Origin of the sequence: Cobetia sp. SIMBA_158 (genome assembly GCF_046566945.1) — a bacterium.
GTDB lineage: Bacteria > Pseudomonadota > Gammaproteobacteria > Pseudomonadales > Halomonadaceae > Cobetia > Cobetia amphilecti.
In genome coordinates this window covers 117,252-139,271 of the sequence record NZ_JAWJYL010000007.1, presented here as the reverse complement: position 1 = coordinate 139,271, position 22,020 = coordinate 117,252, and the positions used below count along the sequence as shown (strand labels likewise).

Here is a 22,020-nt window from a genome sequence, read left to right as displayed (position 1 = left end):
ATTCATCGCCATTCATTTCACAAGTCATCTCAGGGAGCCCACCCAATGAAGACGCTCGGACACCTCATCAACGGCAACATCGATCACAGCGAAGGCCGTACCCAGGACATCTTCAATCCCTCCACCGGCGAAGTCGGCGGTCAGGTGCGCCTGGCCAGCAAGGCGACGGTCGAGGAAGCCATCGCGGCCGCCGAGGCCGCCTTCCCGGAATGGCGCAACACGCCGCCGATCAAGCGCGCCCGAGTGATGTTCCGCTTCAAGCAGCTGCTGGAAGAACACGCCGACGAGATCGCCCGCCTGATCGGTCAGGAGCACGGCAAGATCTGTCACGATGCGCTGGGCGAATTGCAGCGCGGCATCGAGAATGTCGAATATGCCTGCAGCGCCCCGGAACTGCTCAAGGGCGAGCACAGCCGCAATACCGGCCCGGGCATCGACTCCTGGAGCGAATTCCAGCCGCTGGGCGTGGTTGCCGGCATCACGCCGTTCAACTTCCCGGCCATGGTGCCGCTGTGGATGTACCCGATGGCGATCGCCTGCGGCAACACCTTCGTCCTCAAGCCCTCCGAGCGCGACCCGACTTCCACGCTGTTCATCGCTGAGCTGCTGATGGAGGCCGGTCTGCCGGCCGGCGTCATGAATGTCGTCAATGGCGACAAGGAAGCCGTCGATACGCTGCTGGACGACCCGCGCATTCAGGCGGTCAGCTTCGTCGGCTCCACCCCGATCGCTGAATACATCTACAGCCGCGCCGCGGCCAACGGCAAGCGCTGCCAGGCCCTCGGTGGCGCCAAGAACCACGCCATCGTGATGCCGGACGCCGACATGGAATACGTGGCCAACTCACTGAATGGCGCCGCCTTCGGCTCTTCCGGTGAGCGTTGCATGGCACTGTCCGTCGCGGTGGCCGTGGGCGATGACGCCGCCGACAAACTGATCGCGCAGATGAAGCAGCAGATGGAAGGCCTCAAGGTCGGCATCTACAGCGACAAGGGCAATGATTTCGGCCCGCTGATCACCGCAGCCCATCGCGACAAGGTGGTCGGCTACATCGACAGCGCCGAGCAGCAAGGCGCGACGGTGGTGGTCGATGGTCGCAATCCGCAGGTCGAAGGCGGCGAGAACGGCTTCTTCGTCGGCGGCACCCTGATCGATGGCGTCACCCCGGAGATGACCTGCTACCAGGAAGAGATCTTCGGCCCGGTGCTGCTGGTCGTGCGCGCCGATTCGATGGAAGCCGCCATGCAGCTGATCAATGATCACGAATACGGCAATGGCACCTGCATCTACACCCGCGATGGCGAAGCCGCCCGCTACTTCAGTGATCACATCCAGGTCGGCATGGTCGGCATCAACGTGCCGCTGCCGGTACCGGTCGCCTATCACAGCTTCGGCGGCTGGAAGCGCTCGCTGTTCGGCGATCTGTCCGCCTACGGCCCGGATGCGGTGCGCTTCTACACCCGCCGCAAGACCATCACCCAGCGCTGGCCTTCCGCCGGTCTGCGTGAAGGCGCCCAGTTCGCCTTCCCGTCCTGATCCGCTGATCATCGTCTGATGACAACTGCGCCGGACAGCCCTGCTGTCCGGCGCTTTCGTGTGCTCATCACGCGGGGTCATGCCGGCAGACAGCCCCTGCCCCTTGCAGTGGCCAGAAACGGCTCCACATAGTCAGGACATCTCATCACGAGAATTCCGACAACATCGGCGGTCAGCACCGTCACAAGGAGCCAAGATGATCTGGGTAATCGCCACCGTTACCGCCAAGGAAGGCCACGTTCAGGATGTCTTCAATGAACTCTGCGCCGTCGCGCCCACCGTGCGCGAGGAAGATGGCTGCCACGCCTACCACCCGTGCCTGGACTCCGAACGCGCCGCCGACAAGGACAACGACCCACGCCCCGACACCATCACCGTGGTGGAAGCCTGGGAATCCCACGATGCGCTGCAGGCCCACCGTGAGACCGAACACATGCAGCGCTTCCGCGACAACGCCGGTGACTGGATCGCCGATGGCGATATCCGCATCCTGAGCCCGGCGGGCTGATAGACAGAACAGCATTGGGAAAGACCCAAAAAAGCCCGGCCTCCTGGAGGCCGGGCTTTTTTATCGGGTTTGCTGTCATGACAGCATATCATTTACCGCTACAATCCCGGCTTCACTCCTGCGGCTGATCCTCGGACAACTGCATGATCATGCGCGTCGTCAGGTAAAGGCGTGGCACGACGCTATCGACCAGCACGAACTCCTGATCACTGTGGTAGCCGCCGCCGACGAGACCCAGGGATTCGAGCACTGCCGGTTTATCGGAATCTGCATGATAGGCGTAGGCCGCATCGGTGCCGCCACCGATCTCGACCGCTTGCAGTGTCTGCCCCAACTCCTGATAGATCTTCTGGGCCTGCTCGGCCAGCTGCTGACTCTGCGGATTGTCAGGCAGCGGCGGACGCCCCTTCTCTAGGTGAAACTCCACTTCGGTATCATCGATCAACTGGTTCTTCGTGATGGCCTGCGCTTCTTCCAGGACACGCTGATACTCGCTGCTATCGAAGTAGCGCATATCACCTTCCGCCCTGGCATGCTCCGGAATCACGTTGCGCTTGACGCCGCCCTCGACGATCGTCCAGTTGAGCGTCGTCTCCTTGTCCGCATCATCAAGCTCATTCAACTGCAGCAGCTGATGAGACAGCTCCATGATGGCGTTGCGTCCTTCCTCTGGTGCGCCACCGGCATGGGAGGCACGGCCCTTCACCTCGAGAAACGCGTAGTTGATGCCCTTGGTGACGACGGTGACGGCATCGACTCCCGGGTCAGCGAAGGTAGGCTCGAATACCAGCACGGCATCCTGATCTGCCGATAGCTCATGAATCAGGTCATGCGAGCCCGGCGAGCCCTTCTCCTCATCAGGATTGAAGACAACCGTCACCTGGCCATAGTCATCAAACCCGAGCGTCTTCAGCGCCTCGAGACTGTGCAGAATAACGGCTGCGCCACCCTTGGCATCGCCCACGCCCGGGCCATAGGCACGCCCATCCTCGATACGGAAGGCACGCTCCGTGGCGACGCCTTCATCGAAGACGGTGTCGTAGTGAATCATCAACATGATCTTGCGACTGCCATCTCCCTGCAGGCGACCGACAATCGTATTGCCGCCATAGGTCTTGGCAGGGTGCGTTTCCACCTGTGCGCCAAGCGCTTCGAGATGCTGAGTCAGCATTGCCTCAACGTCATTCAAGCCTTCACGGTAGCCCGTTCCCGAATCCACGTTGACTAGTGTTTCCAGCGTCTCCAGCAGAGGCGCTCGCTGTTGCTCGACGGCATCCTGCACATCCTGATAGTCCGCCGCTTGCGCACCGGCACTGCACATACCGCATGCCAAACCCACCGCCAACATCTGAAGCCGCATTTTCCACCTCTAATATTGTTATATAAGGGATAACGAAGGTAAGGCGGATATCAGGCAAACGCAAACGCGAGGCCTACCGGGAAATTTTCCCCGCTAGCAGCTTTACCTGCCGTCCACCATTGAACACAGGTGCACCTCATCTGATCTGCGTCTCGTGAATGTGCAGCACTCGCAGGGATTACCGGTTGCCTGAGGGCTTCTCAGCGCCGATACTGTATATAAATACAGTATCGAAAGGAGACCTCACCCATGACCGTATCTGCCGCTCAACCGTCCCACGCCTCGCTGGCTCGCCCTCATCCAGCACCGGAGCCCTGTGCGCTGCCGCACCCTCACATCACGGGGCGCGCTGGCATTTCCGGCTTCCCCTCGCCGGCCGAGGATTACGCGGGGCGCACGCTGGACCTCAACGAGCGGCTGATCAAGCGTCCGGCAGCGACCTTCTTCATGACGGTGGCGGGTGACAGCATGGAAGGCTTCGGCATCTATGAGGACGACACCCTGGTGGTAGACCGCTCCATCGATGCCCGTCCCGGGCATATCGTGGTGGCACTGGTCGAGGGTGAGGTGGTGGTCAAGCGTTATGAGCTGATCGGTCAGCGCCCCTATCTGAGCTCCGGCAATGCCCTGTATCCGCCGGTCGCGATCTTCGACCTCGAATGCCAGGTCTGGGGGGTGGTGCGTTCCGTCATCCACGAATACGCGGTATGAATACGCCGATGATCGGACTGGTCGACTGCAACAACTTCTACGCCAGCTGCGAGCGAGTGTTCGACCCGCGTCTGGAGGGCCGCCCTGTCGGCGTGATGTCCAACAATGACGGCTGCGTGATCGCGCGTTCCAACGAACTCAAGGCGCTGGGCGTGGAGATGGGCACCCCCGCCTTCCAGCTACAGCCACTCGTCCGTGAGGGGCGCATCCACCTGCTCTCCTCCAACTACGAGCTGTATGGCGACATGTCGGCGCGCGTGCGTGAGGTGCTGGAGGAATATTCCGCCGGGGTCGAGCCCTACTCCATCGATGAGATGTTCGTGCGTTTCGATGGCTTTGATCGCAACTCGATGCTGACATTGAGCCGCACCCTGCACCGCAATGTCCGCAAGTTCACCGGCATTCCCGTGTGTGTCGGGGTCGCACCAACTCGAACGCTGGCCAAGCTGGCCAATCGCGCTGCCAAGAAGCGTCCGGAATTCGGCGGTGTCTGCGTGCTGGAACCCGATGAAGTCGGCACCCAGCGCCTGCTGGCCGACACGCCACTTGGCGATGTCTGGGGCGTGGGCCGACGACTGGTCGAACGCCTGGCACTGCAAGGCCTGCACACTGCCTGGGACCTGCGCTGCGCCGACCCGCGCGCCATCGGCCAGCGGTATTCCGTGGTACTGGAACGCACCGCGCGCGAACTGCAAGGCACGCCCTGCTTCGAGATGAATGATGCCGATGACGCTCGCCAGCGCATCATGACCTCGCGCTCCTTCGGGCGCATGACCGGTGACTTGAATGAACTCAGGGACGCCATCTGCCAACATGCCCAACGCGGCGCCGAGAAACTGCGCCACCAAGGCAGCCTGACACGCGCCGTGCTGGTCTTCCTCAAGAGCAATCGCCACCGACCCGACCTGCCGCAATACTCACCCAGCACCATCGTCGAGCTGCCCGCCCCCACCAATGACAGCCGCGAGATACTCGCCGCCGCGCAACAGGCGCTGGAGCATATCTACCTGCGCGGTTATCGCTTCATGAAGGCTGGCGTGATGCTGCTCGATCTCATCGACCAGCCACGCGAGCAACTCTCATTACTCGACGACGAAGCGGATATCGCCAGGCGTGAACGCAGTCAGCAGCTGATGGCGACCTTGGACGCCATGAATCAGAAGATGGGCCGCGGCACCGTGCGCCTGGGCGTCGCACGCCCCGACGCCGCCTGGCAACTGCGCTGCGCCCACCGCAGCGCCCGCTACACCACTAACTGGAAGGAATTGAAGCGGTTGCGTTAGTGCCAATACTCGCCACTCAGTCGCGTCGCATTGTCCTTGACCAGCTCCACCAGAAAATCAGCGACAGCACGGACACGACGTGAATGCGCCAAGTCTGTCTGCATGACCAGATAAATGTCTTGATCGATTGCCGTCACGGCTGACAGGCAACATAAATCAGCCTCACGGCCAATGAAATGCGGCAATAACGCGATACCAAGTCCTGCTTGCGCAGCGACGACCTGAGACCTCAGAGACGTCGTTCTCAATGCCGGTTCTCGTCCCTGTAGCGCAGTCTCGATCCACTGTGAGGCAGGTAGGTGTGAGTAATGATCACTCCAGGTGATGAAGCTATCGCGGAAAAACGATTGAGATGCCCATGAATCCATGACTCCTGACGCTGAGAGAGGTCTGATCTCCTCGATTCTCTGACTTGCATACTCAGCGCTGCTGTAGAGCCCGTAGCCAAGGACGCCCAACCGCCTCAGTGTCACGTTTCCGCGCTCCGGCTTGAGCATGCGCAGTGCAAGATCGGCATCCCGGCGATGAAGATTGACGGTCGTACTATCGGTCATCAATTCAATCGATAGCTCAGGATAACGCTGATAAAAGGCTGGCAATGCCGGCAGGATCAATTCCGTAGCTAGATTTTCTGCTGTTGCCAAGCGTACCTTCCCGCTGATCTGCGCTTGGGTAGTGACCTCCGAAGCAAAAGCCAAGGCCGCTGATTCCAGCCCTTCGGCCTTATCAAGCAGATCCTCCCCCTCCTCCGTGAGCTGATAGCCCGTTTGCTGACGCACGAACAGCGGTATCCCCAGCGCCTGTTCAAGTCGCTCGATGCGGCGCGACAACGTCGCTATGCCCAATTTCAGCTCGCGTGAAGCAGCACTCAAAGTCCCTAGCCGAGCGACAGCGAGAAACACCCGCGTGTCATCCCAGACCCAGCCGCGTGAACCTTGCCTTCCGTTTCTGGAAAACGACTTATCCAACTCGTCAATTTTTTTCATTCCAGGATAGTGGCACGCTGTCACTCCAACGCTCAAGGAGACATCGAATGGAACATCGAATCCTCGGTAATGGCCTGTCAGTATCCGCCATCGGCCTCGGCTGCATGGGAATGAGCGAATTCTATGGGCCCCGCGATGACACTGAGTCATTGCGCGTTCTTGATCAGGCTATCGAGCTTGGCATCAACTTCCTGGATACCGCCGACTGCTACGGGCCACATCACAACGAAGCGTTACTCAAGGATGTTCTGGCCAAACATCGAGCACAGATACGCATTGCCACCAAGTTCGGCATCGTGCGCAACCCGGGCGAATATGCACGTCGCCTGGATAACAGCGCCGAGTACATACGTACTGCCTGCGATGCGTCCTTGAAGCGCCTTGGTATCGAACAGATCGATCTTTATTACGTGCATCGTGTCGATGCCAATCAACCGATTGAGGAAACCATCACTGCGTTGGCAGAGTTGGTGAAGGCAGGCAAGATCGGCCATATCGGACTCTGTGAGGTAAATGCGGAAACACTGCGCCGTGCTCATGCAGTACACCCGATCACGGCAGTGCAGACCGAATACTCACTATGGACGCGGGATGTCGAGCAAAGCATCTTGCCGACATGTCGTGAGCTGGGCATCGGCTTTGTTCCCTACTCGCCACTTGGTCGTGGGTATCTCACCGGACGCTTTCAACACAATGATGCCTTCGGTGAAGGTGATTTCCGTTCAGGCCTACCCCGCTTCTCCGATGAGGCAATGGCAACCAACCGCCGGATGGCCGAGGTGATTGCCGATATGGCAAATCAAAAGGGTTGTACTGCCGCGCAATTATCGCTGGCTTGGCTGCTATCGAAAGGAACTGACATCGTACCGATTCCCGGCACCAAGCAGCAGCGCTATCTCATGGAGAATGCCGCTGCCACGACATTTATCCTCACCCCTGAAGAGCAACGTCTACTGGAAGAAGCCACAGCTCAGATACCCATCATCGGGGAGCGTTACACCGCAGAGGGCATGAAGGGAGTGAATGCATAGATATCGCTCGCAATCCGCCTGGATTGTTGCACCCACAGCAAAGGTGTTTTACGCCAGTGCCGCTTTATCAATGACTTGCGAACACTCATGCTGTGCGCCATTGCTGAAAAGCCAACAGTTGTGGAGTACCCGGCATGAAGATTCTACTGATCAACGGCGGCAAGGCCTTTGCCCATTCCAATGGCGAGCTGAACGCGACGCTGCATGAACTGGCGCGCGGTGAGCTGGCCGAGCTGGGTCATGAGGTGCGTGAAACCGTCATCGAGGGAGGCTTCGAGGCCAAGGCGGAAATCGAGAAGCAGCTGTGGGCGGATCTGATCATCTATCAGACCCCAGGTTGGTGGATGGGTCTGCCGTGGACCGTGAAGAAGTATCTCGATGACATCCTGACTGAGGGCCACGGCTCTCTGTATGCCAGCGATGGTCGTCATCGCACCAGCCCGACCCAGGGCTACGGCACTGGCGGCTTGATGCAGGGTCGCCAGTACATGCTGTCACTGACCTGGAATGCGCCACTTGAGGCCTTTGATGAAGAAGGCAACTTCTTCGAGGGCAAGGGCATCGATGGCGTCTACTTCCCGGTGCACAAGGCGATGGAATTCCTCGGCATGACAGCCCTGCCGACCTACCTGGCCACTGATGTGATCAAGAACCCGGATATCGCCGCCTACACCCAGGCCTATCGTGAGCACCTGCGCGAGCACATCGGCCGCGCCTGAAGGCTCGAGAGATGAGTTGCGAGCGCTGAAAGCACTCGAGCCCGCTCGTAACACAAGAAGCCCGCCACCGGTGACATGACCGATGGCGGGCTTCTCGCGCGCTAGTGAATCGCGGCGACCAGCGCTCACTATTGAGAGGGTACAGGTCTCAGAAGCTCCAGCTGGCGTGCGTCCAGAAGATACGTCCCGGCTCATTGACCTGTACATCGCCCTGCAACGGATCGTCGTAGAAGCGATTGACGTGGTAGGCGTAAGCCTTGTCGAACAGGTTGGAAATGCCGGCGCTCAGCTCGATGGCGTCGGTGGCACGATAGCCGCCCTCCAGGCCGACGATGCCGAAGCCTGCCGTCGCGTCTTCGCTGTCGGAAATACGCGATTGGCGTGCTGCCGCGTCAAACCTTGCTCCCGCCCACCAGCGATCCGCGTCATAACGCGTGGCGAGATAGCCATTGAAGGGGGCAACCTGTGACAGCGGAGTGCTGTCTGTCAGGTTGGTGCCGTGCGTGGCGGCAACGCCAGCGGAATGCCGCCAGCCATGCTGCTGCCAACTGGCTTCCAGCTCCACCCCATAGATCTCGGCTTCGACGTTGTCGTAGGTGGTCAGTGAATCCCCTTCCGTCAGCTCGATCCAGTCATGCACGCGGTTGTAGTAGGTGTCCGCCGAGTAATGCCAGGCCCCCTGCTGGCCCGACAGCCCCAGCTCCAGCTGCTGATGGATCTCGGGGTCAAGCTCGGGGTTGCCCAGCCACCCGTCGGAGTCGGACTGATAGTTGTAATAGCGCTCGCTGGCCGTCGGGAAGCGCACACTGCGACTGAGCGCAGCGTAGCCCTTGAGGTCATCGTTGAAGCGATGCTCCAGACGCGCCAGCGCACTGAACTCCCCGTCACGCTGCTTGGCTTCTACATCATCGCCGTACTGGGTACGCCAGGCGGAGATGGCCGAGGCATTGCTGCCCACCACCTCATCGGCATCTCGCGCATCACTGATGGAGACGTCATAGCGCGCACCCGTCACCAATCGATTGTCGGCATCGAGCGCGGTATCCAGTTCCGCGAATACCCCACCGCGCGTCCGCACGACATCTGGCCAGGTCTGGCTATCCGACAGGCTATCCAGTGACATGCCCATCTGGGAGTGGGTATTGCTCTCGAGCCGTTCGGCATCGGCACCCAGTGTCAGTGTCGCGTCATGCCCACCGACGGTCAGCGGGATATCACCCTGGGTGCTGGCATACCAGGTCTCGGTGGTCGCGCTGGAGAACATGGCCATGTCGCTCATGTCCATGTCCATGTCCATGTCCATGTCCGAGCTCATGTCCATGCTCGAGCTGGAATCATCAAAGTCACGCAGCGTGACGTTGTCCATGTCGTGCACGACACGAGCATGGTTGATCTGTGTCTCGGTATGCGAGAAAGGCCCGACGTTGTCGACGGTCAACTTGAGGAACTGGCGGTCCATGTCACTGCGCGGTGCATCCATCGTGGGGTACAGCGCATCATCGATGCGCACCACGGCGACGCCTGCTTCGATGGCGACATCTTCCGTGGCGAAGGCGCCGACACGCAGGCTGCCATTGTCGCTGCGATAGCCTCCGTACTGGGTATCGCCGTTGCCGTCCTCATAGTTGTTGCGCTCGGAATGCTCCAGATCCACTGCCGCCCAGAAGTCACCCTGCTTGGCCGTCAGTGACAGATTTTCACTGGTGGCATCATCGTTGCTGCGCCAACCGACGCCCACTGTGCCGTGCACTCCATCGTCGTCATCACGTGAAGGTGTCTGACGCGTGACCTCAAGGGTGCCCGCAGCGAAGTTGGGACCACGACTGACCGTCTGTGCGCCCTTGTAGAGGGTGAGATCCGACTGGCTGCCGGTAGTGGCATACCCAAGCGTGGTATCCATGCCACCCGGACAGGCCGGGTAGAGCGTGGCGCCATCCACCTCCTGAATCAGGCGCTCACCGGACTGGCCGCGGAAGATGGCGGAAACCCCATGACTGCCAAGCCGCGAACCACTGACGCCATTGACCTCACGCAGCTGTTCACCAAGGTCCAGATTGCCCTTGGCATGGCCCTGGCTGACATCGACGACGGGGCTGGCCATCGGCGCTTGCGCCTCGACATTGATCAGTGGCAATACGCTGATGCTGTCATCATCCGCCCAGGCCGGCAGCACGCTGCTGCCGGCAATGGCAGCGGCGATCGCCATGGGCAGGCGGCAGCGCGACGGGCGCTCCTCCCGGATCATGCGGTGTGAACAAGTACGAGAAACGACGTGGAAAAGTGTCATGCGTTGGCCTCCATGGCAGTCTTGTCGTTGTTGTTGCTCAGGCGAATCCACGCCCAATCCAGGGCTCCCATCACGATCAGCGAGAGGCCGACCAGCGGGAAGATGACACCGATGATCATCATCAAACCCCAGACACCGGCGATACGCTTGCGCTCCTTGGGCAGCGGCGGGATACCGATACCGCCCACCGGACGACGCTTCCACCACATCACGCCCGCACCGACGCTCATCATCACCATCGCGATACAGGCCAGTAACAGCACCAGCTGGTTGATCAGCCCGTACTGCTGCCCCAGGTGGACATTGATGCCCCACTCCAGCGCTCGACCCAGCGGGCCATAATCGGCGTAATGCATGTCCAGCAGCACATCGCCGGAATAGCGATCCACATGCACCACCTGCTGGCGCTCCAGCGCATCCGGATAGATGGAGCCGGTGTAGACGCCCTGCGGCGAGCCCGGCAGATTGATGGCATAGCCCGGCGCCAGGCCTTCGCGAGCGAAGATGCGCTCAGCCTGATCGAGGCCGATATCGGCATGGGCAATCGCGGCGGCGCTCAGCGGCACGCCCGCGGCACCGGAGGCCTGCTCGGCACCAGACTTGCTGCCCCCACCGCCATGCCCGGCATGCTCTCCCTCGTCCACGACGGGGCTTGTCGCTGCAGCCGGCAAGGAAGATAACGGGATAACGGCCTGTTCGAGCGACCAGGTCGTCCGCTCCTGGTCCACCAGCCGCGTATCGGACATCGGCGTATTCACGCGCACGCCATCGGGATACCCGAAGTTATGCCCGTTGGCCAACTCGTTGACCTTGGCACCCCACACCATTGACCACGGCATGCCGGTCACGGCGAGAAACAGGATGAAACCAGCGGCGAAGATGCCACACACGGCATGCAGGTCGCGCCACCACAGACGACGCGCAGGCGTGGTACGCAGCGTGACGACGCCACCCTTCTGGCCCCGCGGCCACCACAGATACAGGCCGCTGAGTACCAGCAGAATGCTCCAGCCGGCGGCGATCTCGATCGCGGCATTGCCGATGGGGCCGGTGATCGCGAGGCTGTGCAGATTGCGCACCGTCCACATGATGCTGTCACGGTAGGCCATCTGCCCCTGCACTTCACCGCTGTAGGGGTTGACGTAGACCGCCTGCTTGCCACTGCCATCGGCTGCCACGATATCGACTTCCGTGGTCAAGTCACTGGCCGCAGGCGGCACGACACGCACGGCCTTGCCGGGCAGACTTTGCACGGCGACACGCACCTGCTCACTCAGCTGGACACTCGCCTGTGCCTGGCCATTGGCCTGTTGCACCACCGGCGTGTTGACCTTCATCAGGTCGGCATGCACGAAGTGGTCGATCTCTTCACGGAACAGATAGAGACCGCCGGTGACGGCCAGCAAGGTCAGGAAAGGCAGCACCAGCAGGCCGGCATAGAAATGCCAGCGCCACACGGCACGGTAGATATCGCTGAAACCGCGAGCGGCGCGACCCGCGGTGTCGGTATTGGTCGTTGAACTCATCTCGATTACCCATCGACAGGTGCCACGACGCGCGACGGATACTTTGTCCGCCGGTCAACGTGAGGTCACCGAACACTATGGAGAGCCACCGCGAGGTGGCCCAGCAATTCATGGCGCGAGGGAATCGTGGGGTGGCGCGCGCCCGGGCGGACGCAGATAGACATTGATGTCGCGAAACGCGACAAGGCAGGGACGCGGGGCCGCGGCGCGAGACAACCGCCCCAACGCCAGCAACAGGGCAACGGCGACCAATGCCAGCGTGAAGGCCGCCATGCTGGCCAACGGACAATCCGAGGCAGCGGAACTGTGGGTGATCTGCGCCTGCGAACCGCTTTCGCGAGCGGCACGCGTTATCCAGTCGCTATCGGCACTCACCCAACGCCCGGTACCGACGCTCTCGAAGACGGCATGGTCGTTGACCATCACCACACGCGGGGCCGCCAGCGGCATGACCAGCATGGCAGCCAACGCGATCAGCATCACGAAGACGACATGCCCATTGGCCGTAGTCAGGCGCGATAGGGCGCGATGATAGGAGACGGATTCACGCCTGGCGTGGCGAGTCGAGGGACAAGTCGCTGTCATGCGCCCCCCGTGGCCGGCACGTTCGCGTTTGCGCTCGTGTTGACGGTCGCAACACTGTCAGAAGACGTCGCTGCGGCCACGGTCTGGAGCAGGAACGTCAGTCGATCGGCAAGTTGCGCAGGCGTCTGACTGAGCGGCAGGGTGTCACGCAGCCTTCCCTGCTCGTCGATCACGAAGATCGCCACGCTGTGGTCGATCATGTAATCGGCCTCACCGGCCGACGCCTGCGCTTGCGCGTGTTCAGGGGGATGACTCTGCTCGGGTTCTCGCCGCTGAAACTGGATACCGAGCCGCTGAGTGAATTCCTCCAGACGCGTGTCGTCCTGTGACGGGAGGCGAAGGCCGGTCACCGGCAGGCTGAAGGCAGACAGATAACGTGACAGCACGGGCAGGGTGTCGCGCGCCGGATCCAGCGTCAGAAACATCGGATGCAGATGCGCACGTGAAGTCTCGTCAAGGCGTTGCCAGGCCATCTGCAGCCGGGCAAGCGACAACGGGCAGATGTCCGGGCAATGCGTAAAGCCGGGAATCAGCACGCTCAGGTGACCCGCTTCCCCCCGAGACAGGGTGTCCGCGTGCAGCAGTCCCCGCGTGGAAGGCAGCTCGAGCGTCGTCGGCCACGCATCACGCGGTTGATGCGAAGCAGAAAGCCCCGTGATCAACGCGATAATGACGAGGGCAAAAGCACTGAGTCCCATCAGGATCAGCTTGCGCGGCGACATGAACACTCCAGCGTGGCGTGCAGAGAAGGTAAAGGCAGCAGGGTCGATGACAGGGATGCTAACCATTCACACCCGTGAAACCACTAATGCGACAAGTTGCCACAGCGATTGCCCCGGGCCTTCGCGAGCGCGACAAGGCCCCAGATAGCGTAAAGCCATCACCACCATCATCAGATTCAAAGTGCGTCTCACCCGGACGAACACGACACTATCTCCATGCTCCTGCAATTGAGCCAGTCCCCCAACCCCTTCTTCCCCTCACGCCATGAGGCTTCGCCATGATTCAGCGCCTTTCCCTGCACCCAGCCATCCTTGAAGTGCGCGACCTCGATGCCGCTTGCCGTTTCTTCACCGAAACACTCGCCCTGCCCATCCTGTTGCGCAACGCCACCAGCGCGACCCTGGAGCTGAACCATCGCCGAGACAAGCAGACCAGCGTATTGCTGTTGCAGCGCAGTGCCGAGCAACCCGACAGCCGCCAGCTGACGCTTGAGATCGAGCGAACGGACTTTGCCCACTTCCGCGAACAATGGCAGGCCCAGGGAGCGCATCTGATCGAGAGTCACGGCAGCAGCGCCCCCGGCTGTGCCTGGCAGGTGCTCGATTGCGTGCTCCCCGATGGGCATCGCCTACGCGTGGTCAGCATCAACCCCGAGCGCTGCGCTCCGACGATCAGCCGAGGCATGGGCATGGCACCCTGAGATTCCAGCACACCAGATGGCTCGAGAGTCTCCGCTGGGGCCGGCGCATGACACAAGCGCCGGCCCCGCTATCAAGTGCGCCATCATGGCGAGAGATGACGTTCCGGTGAGGCGTGCAAGGAAAAGGCTTGGATGCCCATCACGGCTGAGGCGTCAGTAGTTGACCAGCAAGTCATCGATGACCGGGTTCATCTTGGTTTCGACTCCGGCAAACTTGGAGAACGTCAGGCCACCTCCTGCGACAAGATGATATTGCGCATAGGCGATTTCATCGCCATACGGATCATTGAGCCAGAGTTCTGCGTGTGACAGATAAGTCGTGACGTCCCAGGAGCGCAAAGCGGTATACGTCAATATCACTTCACAATGGCCGGGGACCGGAGCGTCATAGACTCGCGTATTCAAGCCATTGCGACTGAAGCCCCGTTTGATCACACTCAGGAAGCCGGGCACGATCACGGCCTCATTGCGCTCGATGCACACGGTATCCAGATAGGACATGCGTTCCAGAGGCTGAACCTGCACCGAGGTACAGCCGGCCATCACGAAGGTGATGGAAGCTGCCAATAACGCCTTCGTCATCCCTGTCATTCTTGACTCCCTGTCATTGAACAAGAGGCTTTATCGCGAGAGATGCCATGGAAGGTATGCTTGCCCGCAGGGTATTAGTGAAAACAAATAAATGCGAGGAATCTGCCAGTCATTCTGATTCAGGGTAATGGAGAGAATTTATGCATCATGAAATCGACGATTTTTAGTCCTTATTGCACGCCCTACTCTCGGTTCGCTCTATGGCAAACATCTCCATCATCAGGGCAATGGCGTGACTACTCCTCAAGACGCCTCAATACGCCTCAATACGCCTCAATACGTAGCACGACATCCTCCCCTCTCCTTGGTTGTGCCTTTCGACAGTACCGACTCACAGCCCTTCTCCATCGGGCGGCGTACGAATCCAGTTACTGGAGGCCGTCGTCGGAGCACGTAGCTGGAATGGGGCCACCAGCGCGTCGAGTGCATTGCGTGTCGGGTCATCAGCAGATGGAACACTTTCTGCCAGCTGGAAATCTTCCACTGCCGAGCAGGTCAACTCGCCGGGCAAGGTGTTCGTTACCGCCCCCAGCAGCGGCTCGATCAACCCCAGGTCCGTCGTGGCACGCAACTGATCAAACAGTGTACGCACCAGCGCTGTGACAAGATCGCCATCCTCATCCAGCGACGTGCCAGCGGGGCAATACAATGTCCCCACTTCCACTTCAGGAACGCAAACCCCCAGCAATGCGCAGGTGGGCAAGGCATTGACGGTACCCAGGGTAGTATCCACCAAAGCATCCACCGGCCCGATATAGTTGCTCAATATATCGTCTTGAGCGACCGTGCCGGGGGGTGGAGTACATAGATCTACAATCCCGGTGCTCAACAGACAGGTGGTATCAGCCTGGACGGATTGCGGGTCATCCAGGGTGAATTGCTCGCAAGGAGCCCCCGCGATCACTTTCTGCGATATCCAGCGCGACTGCACATCAACGCCATCGAAAGGACACTGCTGGGGTGTCCCGCGATAGAGAAAGCCCGGCAAGGCAGCAGGATCGCCAGGCCCGATGGCATAGACAGGCCCGCCCTGCAGCGCATGCAGGTAGCTGACACTGCCAGCATTCACATCACCGGCTATGTCGCGACTGTCCGTCGCTTCATCACTGGCAGACTTGATGCAAGGATCTCCACTGCAATTGGGAGTGGCGTAATAAAGTGGTTCTCGACTGGAGAAGCGGTCATCGCGAATCCCGATCAAGGCACGGTTGATGCCAGATGGTGGGCTGCGATCGAAATAGAGAATCCGCGGGGCGTCATGTTCATCGACATCGAAGACTTCTCCCAGTGCTCGTCCATTGGCGTCCTCGACAACGAGCTCACGGGACTGCTGGGTCATGTAATGCTTGAAGAGTGCATCACGTATCGCCGCCAGCCCGACCAGCGAGCCGATGATCAGAATCGAGGTGATCAGGATCAACTCGATGGTAATGATGAAACCGCCCTGCCTGCGACGTGTGCGACACGCGTGAGTGACCGAATCATGTCCTGCCACCATATGCCTTCTCCCGAGACGATTGCGCTTGCGAAGATGCCCACCTTGACGCCTCACCACAGCTCCCTCATCAGGATCAGCACCTCCTGAACGCGCAGGCTGGCCGGAAAGATCACCAGCACGAAGAACAATGGGCCACCGACGAGCAACATCGGAAACAGTGCCTTGACGCTGCGTTGCTGCATGGCCTTGCGCTGCCGCTCATTCTGTTGACGCGCCAGCTGGGCCGCGAAGGCTTCCAGCACATCGTGCAAGGGATTGCCCATCCTGTTGCCGGCGACCAGCAACATGGCGAACTGATGCAATTCACGGCTTCCGGTTCGTCTGGAAATGCGCGTAGCAGCTTCCTGGAGCGACAATCCGCCTTCCAGCTCAGCGCTGAACAGCTCAAGCTCAAAGGCCAGCGGATGCCGAGGTGGCAGCGCCTGACGCGCGGCCTCCCTCAGTGAAGCGGCAAGAGACAGGCCATGGCGCTGGTACGCCAGCGATACGGCCAGCAGGTGTCCTAGAGCAGCCGCGATGTGTATCTGGCGTTCGCGCCTGCGCTGTCCCAGCCATAGATGCGGCACTACGATGCCGAGCAGCATGCCCGCAAGCCCCCCGAGGTTTGCCCCCGTCATGCGCAGGATCAGCAAGGCCAGGATGGCAGGCAGCAACAGCTGGAGCCCCCACCACCAGATCACGCGCCGCGGGTTCAGGCCAGCCTGACGCATGCGCCGACGCGGAGTGAGTGATCTGTTCTGGCTGATGTTATCGGGGTTACGCAACAGCTCCTGTAATACATCCGCAATTCCGCTCTCCTCCAGGCGCACCTTGAAAGTACTGTGCAAGGCCAGATAGAGCGCCAGCAGAGCGCCAAGCATGCACAGAATGATGATGTCCGGCAGATAAGCCTCGGGAAACGTCCAGGACGGGATACCGGAAAAGACATTCATGGCTGCTTCCTCATCATCTGACGCAACCAGGCAAAGCCGAGAATCTGACAGCACACGGCTCCCAGCAACAGTACGCTGCCCAGAGGATGGTCCAGCAGCAGTATCAACCAGTCAGGCTCCTTCCAGAGGATGAAGGGAACGATGGCGTAAGGCAGCAGAGCGATGACCAACAGGGAATAGCGCGCACCGGACAGTTCGGCACGCAGCTGACGCCGCATCTGGTAACGCTCATGCAGGGTGGGCAGCAGCGAGGGAAGCAGACTGGCGAAGCTCATGCCACGCCGCTCGGCGCTGATCATTGCAGCAGTGAAGAGTCTGACGCTCTCACAGGGATAGAGACGCAGCATTCGCGCGCAGGCCTCATTCAGTGACAGGCCCATGTCCAGCCGATAGACCAGCTGCATCAACTCGCGCCGTGCGGCCTTGAGAGAGGATGATCCCGCCAGACGTAGCCCATTACGCAGGTTATCGCCCAATTTCAGACTGGCCTCGAGCATGTCCAGCGCCTGAATCAGATCGCCTTCGAAACGGAAGATGCGCCGACTGGCGAATTCGTGGAGCAGGAAGCCGACCAGCAACAGGCTGGTCATCAGCGCGAGGGACGCGAGCAGCAGGTTGCCGGGAAACCAGCCAAGGAAGATCACGAAGATCATCACGCTGCTTCCCCACACGCCCGCCACGAACAGCACTGGACGCATGCTGATGTCCAACAAGGCCAGCAGACGTTCGAGACGCGACATCTCTCGGCGGTGCATCAGCCCCAGGGTCATATCCGCTCCCATGAAACGCTGTGCCCTGATCATGCTGATGATCAACCACAGCGAAGACAGCGCGATGCAGACCAGCAGCAGGATAAGCATGTCAGCCCTCCTGTCGTGACACACCTTCACACCAACCGTCCCTGACGCCAGGCGCCAGAGTGGCGCCACGTGCCTCGAGATGAGCGATGAAGGCATCCAGCACATCGGGGTTGGCCTGATAGGCCTCTTCGCCGCAGGGCTCACCGGGCGTCATGGTCGCGCGACGGTGCAGCAGCTCACGAGGGCGCTCTTCCCCCAACCAGGCTAGGCTGGCAAGTTGGCGATGTCCCTCGGCGTCGCGTTCGAGATGTACGATCAGCGCTCCACTCAGGCGTACCATCTCCTCGATGACCTGACGATCGGGGTGAGCGCTGCTCATCAAGGCCAATGACAGCATTCGCACAGGGACGTCCAGTGCACTGTTGGCATGCAGGGTGGTCAGACTGCCATCGTGACCGACCGTCATGGCCTGCAACATCTCGAAGACCTCGCCACCCCGTGCTTCGCCGACGATGATGCGATCGGCCCGCATCCTCAACGCGGCTCTCAATAACTCGCCTAGCCCCTGAGGACGGGGAGAATCCCCTGCCACCGGATAGCTTTCAAGTCTGACGACATGCGGATGATGCAAGTCGAGCTCCGCACACTCTTCGACGCTGACCAGGCGCTCGCCATGACTGATATGCCCTGCCAGATAATTGAGCAATGACGTCTTGCCGACACCTGCCCCTCCGCTGATGATGATATTGACGCGCGCGGCCACTGCAGCCCCCAGCAATTGGATAAGGCTGTCACTCATGAAGCCCGTCGCGACCAGGCGTTGACGATCAAGGTAATGACGTCGAAACTTGCGAATGGAGACCAGCGTTCCATCCGGTGTCAATGGCGCGCATACCGCATGTAGACGACTACCATCTGCCAGGCGCGCATCAACGATCGGGCTGGAGGCATCCAGATGCTTGCCAAGCGGGGCGATCAATCGCGAGACGAAGCGCTGCAGGTGCGCCTCATCATCAAAGGCAAGCTCGGTGGGGTCCAGACTTCCGGCACGATCAGCCCAGATTTGCCCCGCCCCATTGACCAGGATGTCACTGACGGCTTCATCGGCCATCAACTCCGTCAGCGGCCCGAAGCCACAGAGGTCGTTGGTCAGCGTATCGAGCAATTGCTGGCGACTCTCAGGGTCCAGAGGTATCTGGTACTCGTCACACACGGTGGTCAAGGCATCCGCTAGACGTTGCTGAACGTCTGCCATGCCGCCCTGCTCATCCCTCTCCATCTCATGTCGTGGTGTCGAGTGGCTACGGCGCAATGCTTGCCCCTGCTCATCTGCCAGACGGGTGACCAGCACACGTTTCAGGCGGTCCATGACCTCCGGCGCGATGGAAAGGCGTGAGCTCGACGCATTTTCACTCCCGCAAGCGTCCACCTGAGAGGCCGGGTCATGACGCGAGGGCTCTCGGTCACGGCGCATGCGCGACAATGGGCCAATCATGAGGAAACCCTCACGCCACTGGCCGGTTGCTTCAGGGCATCCCCCCGGCAGTGCCCCGCTGTCGCCAGGCGCAGCAGGTGTGCTCGCGCGGGCTGGTGGTCCTGCTTGCGAGCCAGACTGGTATCAAATTGGTGGCAGGCATCTGCCAGGTGGCCCTGTGCTTCATTGATCAAGCCGCGATGATAGTCCACCCGCCAATCGGGAGCCCCAAGGCGGGACGCCAACGTCAGCTGCTGTTCTGCATCATCATAGCGACCCTCGACATAGCCCACGGCCGCCAATCCTTCATAAAGACCGGCATAATTGGGAAGCAGCAACATGCCGCGATCGAGCACGTTGCGTGCCAGGGTCGTGTTGCCTTCCTCCAGCGCCAGCTGGCTGCGCAGCACGAAGGCCTCCGGCGGGTGTGAAGGCCCGATGCTCATCTGGTCGAGAAAGAACTGAGCCTTGTCGCCGCGCCCCGCCGCATGACTCAGCAACGCATTGAAATACAGGACTTCCGGGTTGCGCGGATACTCGACATGCAGCCGCTCCGCTTCTCGCAACAGGCGCTGGCAATCCACCATCGGACTTGCCACATCGTCCAGCTCCAGACAGGTCCGGCCCTGCACCATCAACTGTTGATACCGCTCGTTGAGGTACTCGAGGCGATCACCTGCGTCCGGACGGGATTCCCGCATGCTGTCAATAGAGCTGCAGCCGGCCAACCAGCCCACCATCACTCCCAGCACACCCAGACGACACACGGATTCACGAATGTTCATGGCGTACTCCTCAACGCGAAGATGGGAGGCGGCTCAGCGGCATGTCGGCAAGGCGACTGACGCCATCCGGGAAACTCCACTGGGCGACTTCGTTGATCGGCTCTCGAATCAAGGTAGGAGTCACGATGATGACCAGCTCCTTGTCGACATCGGAACGATTGAAGGAACGTGTCATCCAGCCGAGAAGCGGGACATCGCTGGCGCCGGGCACGCGGTCTTCCTGGCCGCTCATGTCACGCGAGACCAGACCGCCCAGAATCAGCGGCTGGCCATCGCGCAGACGCGTGGTGGTACGCAGGCTGCGCACATTGAAGGCCGTGCTGTTGAGGTCGGAACCGGTACTGTCGGCAATCTGTTGTGTCAGAAGCGTGTCCGGTGTCGAGATGGTCGGCAACACATCCAACGTGATGCGATCATTTTCATCGACGAGGGCGCGCACGCTGAGCTGGACGCCGAACGACTTGAAGTCCGTACCGCTGAACACCCCGTTGGTATTGGCACCCAGGGTGTCATCCTGACCGACGCCTGATGGCGCGAACGCGGAAGGTACGGGAATCTCGCCCCCGACCTGGAAGACCGAGCTCTCACCGGCCAGCACCGTCAATGTCGGACGTGACAGAGTGCGTGAAATCCCCTCGTTCTCCATCAGGCTGAACAGCAGGTCGAAGGCGATGTCACTACCACCGATCTGAAGGTTGTTGATGAGAGTCCCGTCCAGAATCTGCAGCGCATTCTCAAGTCCCGAGGCTCCGGCTGCACCGGTCTCCCCAAGTGCCAGCGGCCCACTGGCGTTGTAGCCGTTAGTCATGATGCTCAGGTCAGGACGCCAGGCTTTCATGCGCGAACGATTGACCTCATGCATCTGGATCGCCACTCGCACCTGGGGCACATCACGTACCTCGATCATCGAGATCAGCCGTCCGCCAGCGATGGAAAGCACCTTGGAACGGGCGATGTTGTTGCGGATGTTGTTGCTGAGATCACCACCACCGACACCACTACCGGAGGTGATGGAGCCTCCGTAACTGCTGGAGCGAACGTTATCGCCCATCAAGGCACCGGATTCATCCGCCAGCACATCAATCCCGGCTTCTCCTCCGGCCAGTGGGCTACCGCCAACGACTCGCGCTGCCACGTTCAGAATCCGCGTCAATGCCACCTGATCGCGCACTTCGCCTTCGAGCAGGAATGTATCGAAGAGGTCGTTGGGCATCTCACCGAACTGCAACCGCCTTACCTTGACCTCCTCCCCGCCCAAGGACGCAATGGCTTCCTTGAGCTTGTCGGTAATCGGTTTGGGCTTCTGGGTCACCTTGATGAGATTGATCACCGGGCTCGTCATGTTCGCATTCATGTTCATCGTGCTCGCACCCGCCGGCATGCCGGGGGTTGCCATCGAGGGCATCGCACCGCGTTGCCCTGAGAGCAGGTAGTCCGTTGCTGCCTGCTGCGCAGCCTGTCGATACTCCGCCGTGGGCACCTTGCCACGCATTACCAGCACGGGGCGATCCGGCGCGGAGTGAATGGAAATGGAGGGATGAATCTCGCGCAGCGCGCTGCTCAATACGCTCAGGTCGGGACTGACACTGAACAGGAAGGACTCATTGCTGCCATCGACGTACCAGACCATCACCGTAGTTCGCCCGACTTCCTTGCCCAACATCAGGACTTCTCGACCACCGATCACCTCGACCTCGATGATGCTCTGCTTGCCGACGGCAATGCGCTCTATGTCCTTGCCGAAGGCCAGGCGCGCATGAGTCCACTGCACCAGAGTGCGAGAGCGGGAATTGCCGCTGCTGTAGGCGGTATCCACATTGATGAGCCCGGCAGCAGGATTGACAGCGTCAACCGCGTCGACGCTCACGTCAGCGGCAACGGCAGACTGGCCTGCACTCGCGCAGGCAAGCGACAGGCACAGGATGAAGCCAGAGCATTCAGCGAGAAAAGCAGAAGGTTTGCTCATATTATCTCCAGGCCATGAT

The 22,020-nt window shown here is 60.5% G+C and carries 20 protein-coding genes; 7 read left to right on the top strand and 13 right to left on the bottom strand.

The genetic code is table 11. The features are described 5' to 3' along the window. The first annotated feature begins 45 nt into the window (after window positions 1-45). The gene (locus tag R2R70_RS12345; protein ID WP_043332153.1) at window positions 46-1,536 is read left to right on the top strand and encodes a CoA-acylating methylmalonate-semialdehyde dehydrogenase; all 1,491 of its coding nucleotides are present in this window, start codon (window positions 46-48) and stop codon (window positions 1,534-1,536) included. 196 nt (window positions 1,537-1,732) lie between these two features. Then, window positions 1,733-2,044 carry a putative quinol monooxygenase gene (locus tag R2R70_RS12340; RefSeq protein WP_043332154.1) on the top strand — a complete coding sequence of 104 codons (312 nt, stop codon included), beginning with the start codon at window positions 1,733-1,735 and terminating at the stop codon, window positions 2,042-2,044. Between the two features lie 112 nt (window positions 2,045-2,156). Here R2R70_RS12340 and R2R70_RS12335 read toward each other — a convergent pair whose 3' ends face one another. Beyond that, window positions 2,157-3,392, bottom strand: a complete 1,236-nt coding sequence (locus R2R70_RS12335) for a glutamate carboxypeptidase (RefSeq protein ID WP_410978148.1) — start codon at window positions 3,390-3,392, stop codon at window positions 2,157-2,159. 261 nt (window positions 3,393-3,653) lie between these two features. Between R2R70_RS12335 and R2R70_RS12330 the strand changes: the two genes are divergently transcribed. Next, the gene (locus tag R2R70_RS12330) at window positions 3,654-4,115 is read left to right on the top strand and encodes a LexA family protein (RefSeq protein ID WP_410978147.1); all 462 of its coding nucleotides are present in this window, start codon (window positions 3,654-3,656) and stop codon (window positions 4,113-4,115) included. Between the two features lie 8 nt (window positions 4,116-4,123). Continuing rightward, window positions 4,124-5,398 carry a Y-family DNA polymerase gene (locus R2R70_RS12325; protein ID WP_410978202.1) on the top strand — a complete coding sequence of 425 codons (1,275 nt, stop codon included), beginning with the start codon at window positions 4,124-4,126 and terminating at the stop codon, window positions 5,396-5,398. Here the strand turns inward: R2R70_RS12325 and R2R70_RS12320 are convergent. Continuing rightward, complete coding sequence (locus tag R2R70_RS12320; RefSeq protein ID WP_410978146.1) at window positions 5,395-6,384, bottom strand: LysR family transcriptional regulator; 990 nt, start codon at window positions 6,382-6,384, stop codon at window positions 5,395-5,397. The two genes, R2R70_RS12325 and R2R70_RS12320, sit on opposite strands and share 4 nt — an antisense overlap. A 47-nt stretch (window positions 6,385-6,431) precedes the next feature. On the opposite strand from R2R70_RS12320, the gene R2R70_RS12315 reads away from it, so the two are divergent. Beyond that, entirely contained in the window at window positions 6,432-7,415 is a 984-nt protein-coding gene (locus R2R70_RS12315; RefSeq protein WP_107334977.1) for an aldo/keto reductase, read from the top strand. Window positions 7,416-7,549: 134 nt separating this feature from the next. After that, window positions 7,550-8,134 carry an NAD(P)H-dependent oxidoreductase gene (locus R2R70_RS12310; RefSeq protein WP_410978145.1) on the top strand — a complete coding sequence of 195 codons (585 nt, stop codon included), beginning with the start codon at window positions 7,550-7,552 and terminating at the stop codon, window positions 8,132-8,134. Window positions 8,135-8,282: 148 nt separating this feature from the next. On the opposite strand, the gene R2R70_RS12305 is transcribed toward R2R70_RS12310, so the two are convergent. The 4 genes from R2R70_RS12305 to R2R70_RS12290 all read right to left on the bottom strand — a co-directional run bounded on the left by R2R70_RS12305 (window position 8,283) and on the right by R2R70_RS12290 (window position 13,254). After that, window positions 8,283-10,421: a TonB-dependent receptor domain-containing protein gene (locus tag R2R70_RS12305; RefSeq protein ID WP_410978144.1), complete on the bottom strand. Its 2,139-nt coding sequence runs from the start codon at window positions 10,419-10,421 to the stop codon at window positions 8,283-8,285. Next, window positions 10,418-11,947 carry a PepSY-associated TM helix domain-containing protein gene (locus R2R70_RS12300; RefSeq protein ID WP_410978143.1) on the bottom strand — a complete coding sequence of 510 codons (1,530 nt, stop codon included), beginning with the start codon at window positions 11,945-11,947 and terminating at the stop codon, window positions 10,418-10,420. The genes R2R70_RS12305 and R2R70_RS12300 overlap by 4 nt, the downstream gene beginning before the upstream one ends. A gap of 108 nt (window positions 11,948-12,055) precedes the next feature. Beyond that, window positions 12,056-12,532, bottom strand: a complete 477-nt coding sequence (locus R2R70_RS12295) for a hypothetical protein (protein ID WP_410978142.1) — start codon at window positions 12,530-12,532, stop codon at window positions 12,056-12,058. Continuing rightward, complete coding sequence (locus R2R70_RS12290) at window positions 12,529-13,254, bottom strand: SCO family protein (protein ID WP_410978141.1); 726 nt, start codon at window positions 13,252-13,254, stop codon at window positions 12,529-12,531. Before R2R70_RS12290 ends, R2R70_RS12295 begins: the two co-directional genes overlap by 4 nt. Before the next feature lie 278 nt (window positions 13,255-13,532). Between R2R70_RS12290 and R2R70_RS12285 the strand changes: the two genes are divergently transcribed. Further along, window positions 13,533-13,955, top strand: a complete 423-nt coding sequence (locus tag R2R70_RS12285) for a hypothetical protein (RefSeq protein ID WP_410978140.1) — start codon at window positions 13,533-13,535, stop codon at window positions 13,953-13,955. A gap of 153 nt (window positions 13,956-14,108) precedes the next feature. On the opposite strand, the gene R2R70_RS12280 is transcribed toward R2R70_RS12285, so the two are convergent. The 7 genes from R2R70_RS12280 to R2R70_RS12250 form a co-directional block, all read right to left on the bottom strand. Continuing rightward, window positions 14,109-14,546 (bottom strand): Sbal_3080 family lipoprotein, encoded by a 438-nt coding sequence (locus R2R70_RS12280; RefSeq protein ID WP_131431883.1) that lies wholly within the window; start codon window positions 14,544-14,546, stop codon window positions 14,109-14,111. 331 nt (window positions 14,547-14,877) lie between these two features. After that, window positions 14,878-16,044 carry a hypothetical protein gene (locus R2R70_RS12275; RefSeq protein ID WP_131431882.1) on the bottom strand — a complete coding sequence of 389 codons (1,167 nt, stop codon included), beginning with the start codon at window positions 16,042-16,044 and terminating at the stop codon, window positions 14,878-14,880. Between the two features lie 50 nt (window positions 16,045-16,094). Beyond that, window positions 16,095-16,976 (bottom strand): type II secretion system F family protein, encoded by an 882-nt coding sequence (locus R2R70_RS12270; protein WP_410978139.1) that lies wholly within the window; start codon window positions 16,974-16,976, stop codon window positions 16,095-16,097. Then, entirely contained in the window at window positions 16,973-17,836 is an 864-nt protein-coding gene (locus tag R2R70_RS12265; protein WP_159055743.1) for a type II secretion system F family protein, read from the bottom strand. The genes R2R70_RS12270 and R2R70_RS12265 overlap by 4 nt, the downstream gene beginning before the upstream one ends. A 1-nt stretch (window position 17,837) precedes the next feature. Further along, complete coding sequence (locus R2R70_RS12260; protein WP_159055744.1) at window positions 17,838-19,145, bottom strand: CpaF family protein; 1,308 nt, start codon at window positions 19,143-19,145, stop codon at window positions 17,838-17,840. Window positions 19,146-19,267: 122 nt separating this feature from the next. Continuing rightward, window positions 19,268-20,035, bottom strand: a complete 768-nt coding sequence (locus tag R2R70_RS12255; protein ID WP_410978138.1) for a tetratricopeptide repeat protein — start codon at window positions 20,033-20,035, stop codon at window positions 19,268-19,270. A 10-nt stretch (window positions 20,036-20,045) separates the two neighbouring features. After that, a complete protein-coding gene (locus tag R2R70_RS12250) occupies window positions 20,046-22,001 on the bottom strand; it encodes a pilus assembly protein N-terminal domain-containing protein (RefSeq protein ID WP_131431880.1) in 1,956 nt (651 codons plus the stop codon). Window positions 22,002-22,020: the final 19 nt, after the last annotated feature.